Source organism: Streptomyces luteoverticillatus (assembly GCF_003970715.1).
Lineage (GTDB): Bacteria > Actinomycetota > Actinomycetes > Streptomycetales > Streptomycetaceae > Streptomyces > Streptomyces abikoensis.
Genome location: NZ_CP034587.1, coordinates 6,467,086 through 6,476,936 on the forward strand (window position 1 = coordinate 6,467,086; position 9,851 = coordinate 6,476,936).

Below are 9,851 nucleotides of genomic sequence, written 5' to 3' on the forward strand. Positions count from 1 at the left end.
CCAGGGGTTCTTGACGGCGCCGGGCGGGTGGGCTGGAATTCCTGGGCCGGACATCCCGCCGGTCGCCGCGCGCGGCCGGCTCGCCGAGGGACGGGGACGATGACTCCACTGCCGCAGGCCGGACCGCCGGTGACGGCCGGGCCGCTTCAGGATCTGCCCCCGCTCGTCTTCGCCGAGGAGTGCGACCGGCTGCGGGACCGGCTCGCGGCCGTCGCCCGGGGGAGGCGTTCCTGCTGCAAGGGGGCGAGAGCGCCCGGAGTTTCGACGGGACGACCGCCGAGTCTGTCGGCGGCATCCTCCGTACGCTCCTCCAGATGGCCGTGGTCCTCACCTACGCGGCCTCGGTCCCCGTGGTCAAGGTCGGCCGGATCGACTTCGGCCGCGTCGACTTCGGCGTGCCCACCGGCTCCGGCGACCCCGGCTCCCACCGGCTGCGCCGGATGTACGAGGCGTCGGCGACCACGCTCAACCTCGTACGCGCCTTCGGTATCGGGGGCATGCCGATCTCCACCAGGTGCACGAGTGGAACCGCGGGTTCGTGACCGACTCCCCGGCCCGCCGGCGCTACACGGAGCTCGCCGACGGGATCGAGCGCTCCCTGCGCTTCATGCACGCGTGCGGGGTCGACCCCAAGGAGGTCCACACCGTCGACTTCTTCGCGGGCCACGAGGGGCGGCGGCTCGACTACGAGGAGGCGCTCACCCGCACCGACGGCCGCACCGGGCTGCCCTACGCGACCAGCGCCCACCTGCTGTGGACCGCCCTGCCCGGCCGGGAGACGGCGGACGACGAGCACCTCGCGTACCTGTCCCGGATCCACAACCCCGTCGCCGTGGAGCTCGGCCCCGGCGCCGACCCGGACACCGTCCTCGCCTGCGTCGACCGGCTCGACCCCGACCGCGTCCCCGGCCGGCTCACCTTCATCACCCGGATGGGCGCCGAACTCGTCCGCGACCGGCTGCCCGCGCTGGTGCGCAAGGCCGAGGGGGCGGGCGCCACGCCCGTCTGGGTCTGCGACCCCGTGCGCGGCAACACCGTCCGGACGGCCGGAGGTCATGTCGTGCACGACTTCGACGCCCTCCTCGACGAGGTCCGGGGCTTCTTCGAGGTCCACCGGGCCTGCGGCACCCACGCGGGCGGCATCCACGTGGCGCTCACCGGCGACCGGGCCGCCCGAGGCGCCCGGCTCGACCGGGCGCACTCTCTCGACCTGGCCTTCCTCGTCGCCGAGATGATGGGGGAGCGGGTCTGACCGACGGCCCCGACGCCGACGGCGGCTTGTTCCGGCTTGTTTTGAAGCGATCGATTCAAAACGTGCTAACGTCCCGTCCCGGGGGTGGACGATCATCGCTGCCCCTATTTTGAAGCGTTCGATTCAAAATGGGAGGGGAACCATGCCGATCGCCGTCTATGTTCTGGGGCTTGGCATCTTCACTCAAGGCACCTCCGAGTTCATGCTCTCCGGGCTGCTTCCCGGTATGGCCGCTGACCTAGGGGTTTCGATTCCTCAAGCCGGGCTGCTCATCTCGGCCTTCGCCATCGGCATGGTCGTCGGTGCGCCCCTGCTCGCCGTCGCCACCCTCGGGCTTCCCCGCCGTACCGCCCTCGTCGGGCTTCAGGCCGTGTTCGTGGCCGCGCACATCGCGGGCGCGCTCGCTCCCGGTTACGGCTTCCTCTTCGCGACCCGCGTCGTCAGCGCCCTCGCCTACGCCGGGTTCTGGGGCGTCGCCGTCGCCACCGCCGTCACGCTCGTGCCCGAGAGCGCCAAGAGCCGGGCCGTCGCCGTCGTCGCCGGTGGCCTCACCCTCGCCACTATCGTCGGCGTCCCCGCGGGCACCGTCCTGAGCCGGCACGCCAGTTGGCGCGCCGCCTTCTGGGCCGTGGCCGTGGCGACCGTGGCCGGCCTCGTCTGCACCCTCATCGCCGTCCGGGCGGATCACGGCGCGCCCGGTGACGCGCCCCGCTCGGTGCGGGCGGAGCTGCGCGGCATGGCTCGGCCGCAGCTCTGGCTTTCGTACGCCATCACCGCCTGCACTTTCGGCGCGGTCATCGTGACCTTCAGCTATCTCGCGCCGCTGCTGACCGACGTCACCGGCATCGGTGAGAAGTGGGTGCCCGCGCTCCTGGCCCTGTTCGGCGCCGGCGGTCTGATCGGTCTCGTCATCGGCGGGCGCACCGCGCATGCCCGCCCGCTCGCGACCCTCGGCTGGGGGCTCGGCGCGCTCGCCGCGGTCTCCGTACTCCTCGCCCTGACCGCACACCGTGCGATCGCCGTCGTCGCTCTGGTGTTCCTGCTCGGCATCGCCGGGTACGTCACCAACCCGGCGCTGCAGTCGCGCGTCTTCGCGCTCGCGCCCGACGCGCCCACTCTCGTCGGCGCGACCAACACCGCCGCCTTCAATGTCGGCAACACCTTGGCTCCGCTCCTCGGCGGCTTCGCGATCGACGCCGGCCTCGGTTACGCCTCCGTCGCCTGGGTCGGTGCCGGCCTCGCCGCCGCCGGATTCGCGGGCGTACTCGGAGCCGTACGCATGCGGCGGAACGCTTCCGTGCCTGCCGGTTCCCTTGAGTCCCGTACCCGTGCCGTGGCCTGACCGCCGCACCCAGAAGAAACCGCCGCACCCTGAAGAAACCGCCGCACCCTGAAGAAGGAGAAAATGCCATGACCTCTTCCCTCACCCGCGTCACCGCCTCCCCCGACTGGTACGCCCCGGCCCGCATCTCGCTCGGCACGCGCGTCGGTGACCTCGTCTTCACCTCCGGCCAGGCCCCTGTCGACGACCACGGCACCACGGTCGCGCCCGGCGACTTCGCCGCGCAGGCCCGGCAGGCCATGGCGCACGTCGGCGCCGTCCTGGAACGCGGCGGATCCGGGCTGGACCGGCTGGTGAAGGTCACCGTCTTCGTCACGGACATCGCGCACCAGGAGCTGTACGAGGCGGTGCGCGAGGAGTCGTACAGCGCGCCCTTCCCGGCCGAATCGTTCGTCCAGGTCGCCGCGCTCGCCGATCCCGCGTGGCTGATCGAGATCGAGGCCGTCGGCGTCGTGCGCTGAGCCGACGCCACGTCAGCCTGTTTTGTACGGCTGTTACAAAACCTCTAGGGTGGGCGTATGGCCAGGCCACGGCAGTTCGACGAGGACCGCGTCATCAGCGCGGCCATGGAAACCTTCTGGCGCCGGGGCTACGAGGGGACCTCCACCCGCGACCTCTGCGAGAGCACCGGGCTCGGGCCGTCCAGCCTCTACAACACCTTCGGCGGCAAGCGGCAGCTGTATCTGCGCGCCCTGGAGCGCTACCACGAGACCGCCACCACCGAGCAGGTCGAGCTCCTGGCCGGGCCCGGGACCGGCCAGGAGCGGCTGCGTGCGCTGATGGCGCACGCCATCGACGCCGATGTGGCCCCGGGTGGGGACGCCGGTACGGACGGGCCGCGTGGCTGCTTCGCGATCAGCGCGGCGATCGAAGCCGCGGCGCTGGACCAGGACGTACGGAAGGTCGTGCGGCGCACCTTCGACCGCGTCGAGGACGCGATCCACACGATCGTCGTCGAGGGGCAGGCCGCGGGGGAGATCCGTACCGGCACCGACGCGCGTACCCTCGCCCGTCAGGTTCTGAGTTCGTATTACGGGTTGCGGGTCCTGGCGCGTGTCCACGACCGGCGGGACCTGCTGCTCGCGACCGCGCTCGCCACTCTCGACTCGCTGCGGGCGCGCTGAGTCCCGCTCCTCGGTCGCGTCGGCCGCCCAGCGGACCTCGCGTTCAGCGCCCCCCGGCCGCGAACACCGACGCGAAGGCCGCCCGGGTCGGCGAGTCCGTCCGCCGGTCGAGGATCGCGAAGACGACGTGCTCGAAACGGTCCGCGAACCGGCCCTCACCTGTCAGGTGCCCGGCGAACGCCGTCGCGACCCGCGCCGGATCGTTGCGGAAGACCCCGCACCCCCACGCCCCGAGGACCAGCCGGCGGTAGCCGTGCGCGGCCGCCACCTCCAGCACCCGGCCCGCGCGCTCCGCCAGCGCCGCCGGGATCCGCGCGGTGAGCTCCGGGGTGCGCTGGGCGATCACTCCCGCGTTGGGCGCCGGGGAGGTCAGGAAGCCCACCGTGTACGGGGTCTCCAGGAGCCCGTCCCGGTCGTCGCGGAAGACCGGGACGCCGGGGGAGTGGATCACCCGGTCGCTGTAGAAGGGGCTGGGGTCCGCGCGGTGGGCGGCGTAGTACTCCGGGGCCTCGCGCAGACATGTGTACAGGGCCGAGCCCCGGCACAGCGCCTCCTCCTGCGCCTGGGCGCCGTTGAGGTAGCCGCCGCCGGGGTTGCGGGCGGAGGCGAAGTTGAGCACCGCGACGTCGCCGTCCGCCGCCAGGCGGCGCGACGCGTCCAGGCTGCCCTCGGCCGTCACCTCGAAGACCGCCGCCGTCGGTTCCGCCGGTCGCACCGCCACCGGCTCCGGGCCGTACAGCCGCGTACCCCGGCGGGCCACCACGACCGCGTCGGCGATGTCCGCCCACCGCCCGCCCGGTGTCGTATAGCCCCCGTCGGCGACGATCGACTCCGTCACCCGCGCGACCTCACGCAGCCGTGCGCTCATTACGTTCCCCCTTGTCAGAAGCTTTTGTACGGACGGGAGCGTACGGACGACCTGCCGTTCACGGCGAGGGAATTTCGCCGCCGGGCCGACGGCCGCCCGGGTGGCCACGACCCCCCACACGGGTGAGGAGCCGGTGTGGTCCCTTGCCCTACGGCGGCCCCACGCGGTGCCCTGACCGGCACGACCGCGCCCGGGAGGCACCCATGTCCGTACGCACCACCGCGACAGCGGCGGCGACCGTCACCGCGACCGCCACCGCGCTGCTCGCGCTGCCTCCCGTGGCGGCGGGCGCCGACAGGATGGACGCGAAGGAGGCGGGACGGCTCCTCCTCACGATCTCCGGCGCGCGCAACACCTGGATCCGCGGCGTCCGGCTCGACTGCCCCGCCGCGGGCGGCCACCACCCCCACGCGGCCGAGGCCTGCGCGGACCTGGAACGGGCGGGCGGCCGGCCCGACCAGCTGCCCGTCAGCCCTGGCCAGGTGTGCACCCGGGAGGACGACCCGGTCGTTGCCACCGTCGACGGGGCCTGGCACGGCGCCACGGTGTCCTGGCGGCGGACCTACCCCAACCTCTGTCTCCTGGAGACCGCCACCGGAGCGATCTTCCACTTCTGAGCGCCCGACCCTCCCCACCCCCGGCGCTCAGTTCCCGCGCGCCGCCATCGCCCCGATCGTCGCCACGCCCAGCACGACCCAGGCGAACCACAGCCAGCCGTCGCTCCCGATCGTCACCGAGTAGGCGGTCACCAGGACCAGCCCCCCGACCGTGAGCGCCGCCATGGCCCTCGTCGATCCGGGCATCCAGCACCTCCTCCACGGCGGCCCCGCCACAGGACGGAAACGAAACGGCCGTACATACGCGCGGACCGCGGTCAGGAGACCATCGTCTCCCCACCGCGGTCCGTACCGCCATACCCCCGCCGGGCCCCGCCTCGTCCTAGCCCTGCTGGCCCTTCGCGTGGAGCGAGGCCAGGTAGGCGTTGTAGGCGTTGAGCTCCTTGTCGCCGCTGCGCTCCTCCGCGCGGTCGGCCCGCTTGGCCTGCCGCTGCTCCGAGCGGTACCACTGGTACACCAGCGCCAGCAGCACCAGGACCGACGGGATCTCGCTGAACGCCCAGGCGATGCCGCCGCCCGCCTTCTGGTCGTCCAGCGCGTCGATGCCCAGCGAGGCCGGCGGGTGCATATACGTGCCGATCATCGGCTCCGAGGCCATCATCAGCGCGATGCCGAAGAAGGCGTGGAAGGGCATGCCCGCGAACAGCTCCAGCATCCGCATCACATAGCCCGGCCGGTGCGGGCCCGGGTCCACACCCATGATCGGCCAGAAGAACACCAGGCCCACCGCGAGGAAGTGCACCATCATCGCGATGTGCCCGGTCCTCGTCTCCATGAGGAAGTCGAAGAGCGGCGTGAAGTACAGCGCGTACAGGCTCGCGATGAACATGGGGATCGTGAACGCCGGGTGGGTGATGATCCGCATGTAGCGGCTGTGCAGCAGGGCTACCAGCCACTCGCGCGGCCCCTTGCGGCCGCGTCCCGCCGCGGGCAGCGCCCGCAGCGTCAGCGTCACCGGCGCGCCCAGCAGCAGGAGGATCGGGGAGAGCATGCTGATCACCATGTGCTGCACCATGTGCACGCTAAACATGACCATGCCGTAGTCGTTGAGCTTGGTGCACATCACCAGCGCCACGCTCAGCACGCCCAGCGTGAACGCCACCACCCGGCCCCACGGCCACGCGTCGCCGCGTCTCCGCAGCCGCACCACGCCCCAGCCGTAGAGACCCAGCCCCAGCAGGCAGCCGATCATGAAGAACGGCTCGCCGCTGAACTGCAGACCCCGGCTCAGCGTGAACGGCGGCATGTCCATGTGCATCATGCCGTGCATGCCCTGCATGCCGTGCCCGCCGTGATCCATCCACTCTCTCCCATTTCGCACCGATGCGCCGGGACCAGACTAGAGGCGCCCCGGGCCGCGCCCACGGCCGGGGGCGCCCCGGGGCGAGGCGGACGGACCGGATCAGAGCACGCAGTCGGCCTCGGCGTAGCGCTCCGCCGGAACCGTCTTCAGCCGCTCGGTGGCCTCGGCCAGCGGCACCAGCGTGATGTCCGTGCCGCGCAGCGCCGTCATCATCCCGAACGCGCCCCGGTGCGCCGCCTCCACCGCGTGCCAGCCGAAGCGGGTGGCGAGCACCCGGTCGTACGCGGTGGGCGTGCCGCCGCGCTGGACATGGCCGAGGATGACGGGCCGGGCCTCCTTGTCCAGGCGGCGCTCCAGCTCCACGGCCAGCTGCCGGGCGACGCCGGCGAAGCGCTCGTGCCCGTAGACGTCCGTACCGCCGGTCTCGAACTCCATCGAGCCGGGGCGCGGCTTGGCGCCCTCCGCGACGACCACGATGGCGAATCGTTTTCCCGCCTCGAAGCGCTTGCCGACGACCGCCGTCAGTTCGTCCATGTCGAAGGGCCGTTCCGGCACCACGATCGCGTGCGCGCCGGCGGCCATGCCCGACTGGAGGGCGATCCAGCCGGTGTGGCGGCCCATCACCTCCACGATCAGCACCCGCTGGTGGGACTCGGCGGTCGTCTTCAGCCGGTCCAGGGCCTCCGTGGCCACGCCCACGGCCGTGTCGAAGCCGAAGGTGACGTCGGTCGAGGCGATGTCGTTGTCGATGGTCTTGGGGACGCCGACGATCGGCAGCCCGGCGTCCGACAGGAGGCGGGCCGCCTTGAGGGTGCCCTCGCCGCCGATGGGGATGACGGCGTCCAGGCCGAGCGCGGCCACGTGCTCGCGGGCGCGCTCCACGCCGCCGCGCAGATCCTCGGGCCGTACCCGGGAGGAGCCGAGGACGGTGCCGCCGGTGGCGAGGATGCCGGCCACGGACTCCAGGTCCAGCGGCCGGTGGTCGCCCTCCAGCAGACCGCGCCAGCCGTCGTGGAAACCGATTACCTCGTCGCCGTGGTCGACGACCGCGCGGTGGACGACGGAACGGATGACGGCGTTGAGGCCGGGGCAGTCGCCGCCGGAGGTGAGCACACCGATGCGCATGACAGGGGGACCTTTTGGATCGGGGCCCCGCGGGGCCGCTGAAGGACCGGACCCCGTCGTCCGGTGGGAATCCCCGCCACCCTAAACCGTCGGGGCGGCGGGGATCACGACCGTCCGCTATGCGGGCTGTGTCGCCGCGGCGATCCGCTCGGCGCGCAGCGCCTCGTACCAGCGGTCGTCGACCGGCGGCAGGGCGTTGACGTCCAGCGCCAGCTTGATCAGCATGTCCGCGATGTGCGGGTTGCGGGCCATGACCGGCCCGTGCATGTACGTACCGAAGACGGTCTCGTTGAACGCGCCCTCGGTGCCGTCGCCGGTGCCGTTGCCCTTGCCGAACCGGACCCGGGCGAACGGGCGGGCCGTCGGGCCCAGGTGGGTGACGCCCTGGTGGTTCTCGAACCCGGTCAGCGGGGCAGGCCCAGCTGGGGGTCGATGTCGGCGAGGACGTCGCCGACGCAGCGCTCGCCCTCGCCCCGGGTGCTGATGACGTCCAGCAGGCCCAGGCCCTGCTCGCGCCGGCCCAGGTCGTTGATGAACTCGTGGCCCAGGATCTGGTAGCCGGCGCAGACCGAGAAGACGATCGCGCCGTTGGCGACGGCCCGGTTGAGACCGCCGTCGCGGCGCAGCCGCTCGGCGGCCAGCCGCTGCGGCCGGTCCTCGCCGCCGCCGATCAGGTAGATGTCACCGGAGGTGGGGATCTGCTGGTCGGAGCGGACGTCCACGCGCTGGACGTCCAGGCGGCGCTGGTGGGCGCGGCGCTCCAGGACCAGGACGTTGCCCTGGTCGCCGTAGGTGCTGAGCAGGTCGGGGTAGACCCACACCACACGCAGACTGTTCTGGCTCATGCTCACAATCCTTTGAGTGCTGCCCGTGGGTCAGTTGCCGACGACGCGGCGGATGTCCTGGAAGGCGGTGTAGTTCGCGATGACCTCGATCTTGCCGGGCGGGGCCATCTGCACCGCCTCGTCGAACGTCTCGCAGACCCGGAAGTCCACGCCCGCGACCTCCAGCCGCACGGCCAGGTCCAGCTTGCGGTCGCCGATGACCATGATCGGGTGCCCGGCGAGCCGGCTGTAGTCCACGTCCCACAGCCAGGAGGTGTCGGTGCCGTCCGCGCCGCGGGCGTTCACCGAGAGGATCACCGGCGCCGGCGGGCCGTCGATCAGCGAGAACGTCTCCAGCCAGCCGGCCGGGTTCTTCGCCAGCAGCAGCCGCACCTCACGGCCGGTGTAGTTCACCACGTCGTACCGGCCGGCCACGGCCTGCACCTGGTACATCCGCTCCAGCGCCACCTGCGGCGGCACGCCGAAGGTCGCGGCCACGGCGGCCGAGGTGGTGGCGTTGGCCTTGTTGGCCCGGCCCGGCAGCTGGAGGTGGATGGGCCACGCGGAGCCGTGCGGGTCGAGGACGTAGTCCCCCGACAGCGCCCAGCTCGGCGTCGGCCGGCGGAAGCCGCACTCGCCGCAGAACCAGTCGTCGCCCGGGCGCTGCATCACACCGCCGCAGGAGGGGCACGACCAGGCGTCGTCCTTCCACTCCTGGCCGGCCGCGACCCACACCACGTTCTGCGACGAGGACGCCGCCCACACGATCAGCGGGTCGTCCGCGTTGGCGATCACCACGGCCTTGGTGCCGGCCAGGCCCTCACGCCACTTCTCCGCCAGCATGCGGGTCTCCGCGGCGCGGTCCAGCTGGTCGCGCGAGAGGTTCAGCAGCGCTATGGCCTTGGGCGAGGTGTCGCGGGCGACACCCGCCAGGTACTTCTCGTCCACCTCGATCACGCCGTAGCGCGCGTCCGAGCCGCCCGCCAGGGCGGAGGTGATGCCCGCGGGCATGTTCGCGCCCAGGGCGTTGGACACCACCGGACCGCTGGCCCGCAGCGCCTCGGCGATCAGCCGGGTCGTGGTCGTCTTGCCGTTGGTGGCCGACACCAGGACCACGTCCAGGTGCGTTGCCAGCCGGGCCAGCAGGTCGGGGTCGAGCTTGAGCGCGACCTTGCCGCCGATCACCGACCCGCTGCCGCGGCCCGCTGCGCGCGAAACCGCCGCAGCCGCCTTGCCCGCCGTCACGGCGAGCTTGGCCCGCGGCGACAGCGGCCCCGAGTTGCCTGCCATCGTCCTAGTCCTCCTTGTTCGGCGCCGGGCCGTAAATTCCTGGTCAGCCGGTGGAACGCCCCCTCAGTGCCGAGGGCCGGCCAGGAGACTCCGGTCGGGGATCAGC

General features: G+C 72.4%; 10 protein-coding genes and 2 pseudogenes. 5 read left to right on the forward strand and 7 right to left on the reverse strand.

Features of this window, described 5'->3' with window-relative positions:
* Window positions 1-99: 99 nt before the first annotated feature.
* The 4 genes and pseudogenes from EKH77_RS34850 to EKH77_RS28755 all read left to right on the forward strand — a co-directional run bounded on the left by EKH77_RS34850 (window position 100) and on the right by EKH77_RS28755 (window position 3,718).
* Window positions 100-1,252: pseudogene (locus EKH77_RS34850) on the forward strand (3-deoxy-7-phosphoheptulonate synthase).
* Window positions 1,253-1,394: 142 nt separating this feature from the next.
* Window positions 1,395-2,594, forward strand: coding sequence for a Cmx/CmrA family chloramphenicol efflux MFS transporter (locus tag EKH77_RS28745; RefSeq protein ID WP_126917172.1), 1,200 nt, complete (start codon window positions 1,395-1,397; stop codon window positions 2,592-2,594).
* A 68-nt stretch (window positions 2,595-2,662) separates the two neighbouring features.
* Window positions 2,663-3,055 carry a RidA family protein gene (locus tag EKH77_RS28750; protein ID WP_126917173.1) on the forward strand — a complete coding sequence of 131 codons (393 nt, stop codon included), beginning with the start codon at window positions 2,663-2,665 and terminating at the stop codon, window positions 3,053-3,055.
* A gap of 57 nt (window positions 3,056-3,112) precedes the next feature.
* A complete protein-coding gene (locus EKH77_RS28755) occupies window positions 3,113-3,718 on the forward strand; it encodes a TetR/AcrR family transcriptional regulator (protein WP_206279945.1) in 606 nt (201 codons plus the stop codon).
* Window positions 3,719-3,761: 43 nt separating this feature from the next.
* On the opposite strand, the gene EKH77_RS28760 is transcribed toward EKH77_RS28755, so the two are convergent.
* Complete coding sequence (locus EKH77_RS28760) at window positions 3,762-4,586, reverse strand: TIGR02452 family protein (RefSeq protein ID WP_126917174.1); 825 nt, start codon at window positions 4,584-4,586, stop codon at window positions 3,762-3,764.
* Between the two features lie 203 nt (window positions 4,587-4,789).
* Here EKH77_RS28760 and EKH77_RS28765 point away from each other — a divergent pair, with 203 nt between their 5' ends.
* Window positions 4,790-5,203, forward strand: a complete 414-nt coding sequence (locus EKH77_RS28765; protein ID WP_126917175.1) for an SSI family serine proteinase inhibitor — start codon at window positions 4,790-4,792, stop codon at window positions 5,201-5,203.
* 27 nt (window positions 5,204-5,230) lie between these two features.
* On the opposite strand, the gene EKH77_RS33150 is transcribed toward EKH77_RS28765, so the two are convergent.
* From EKH77_RS33150 to EKH77_RS28785, 6 genes and pseudogenes are all read right to left on the reverse strand, one after another.
* Entirely contained in the window at window positions 5,231-5,389 is a 159-nt protein-coding gene (locus EKH77_RS33150) for a hypothetical protein (RefSeq protein ID WP_164737891.1), read from the reverse strand.
* Window positions 5,390-5,525: 136 nt separating this feature from the next.
* Complete coding sequence (locus EKH77_RS28770; RefSeq protein WP_126917176.1) at window positions 5,526-6,503, reverse strand: cytochrome c oxidase assembly protein; 978 nt, start codon at window positions 6,501-6,503, stop codon at window positions 5,526-5,528.
* A 102-nt stretch (window positions 6,504-6,605) separates the two neighbouring features.
* Window positions 6,606-7,631, reverse strand: coding sequence for a 6-phosphofructokinase (locus EKH77_RS28775; RefSeq protein WP_126917177.1), 1,026 nt, complete (start codon window positions 7,629-7,631; stop codon window positions 6,606-6,608).
* 117 nt (window positions 7,632-7,748) lie between these two features.
* A complete protein-coding gene (locus EKH77_RS34855; protein WP_430981046.1) occupies window positions 7,749-7,898 on the reverse strand; it encodes a hypothetical protein in 150 nt (49 codons plus the stop codon).
* Between the two features lie 33 nt (window positions 7,899-7,931).
* A pseudogene (locus EKH77_RS28780) lies at window positions 7,932-8,476 on the reverse strand (type 1 glutamine amidotransferase); the annotation flags it as partial.
* Window positions 8,477-8,506: 30 nt separating this feature from the next.
* On the reverse strand, window positions 8,507-9,745 hold the full coding sequence (locus tag EKH77_RS28785; protein WP_126917178.1) for a Mur ligase family protein: 1,239 nt from the start codon (window positions 9,743-9,745) through the stop codon (window positions 8,507-8,509).
* Window positions 9,746-9,851 lie beyond the last annotated feature (106 nt).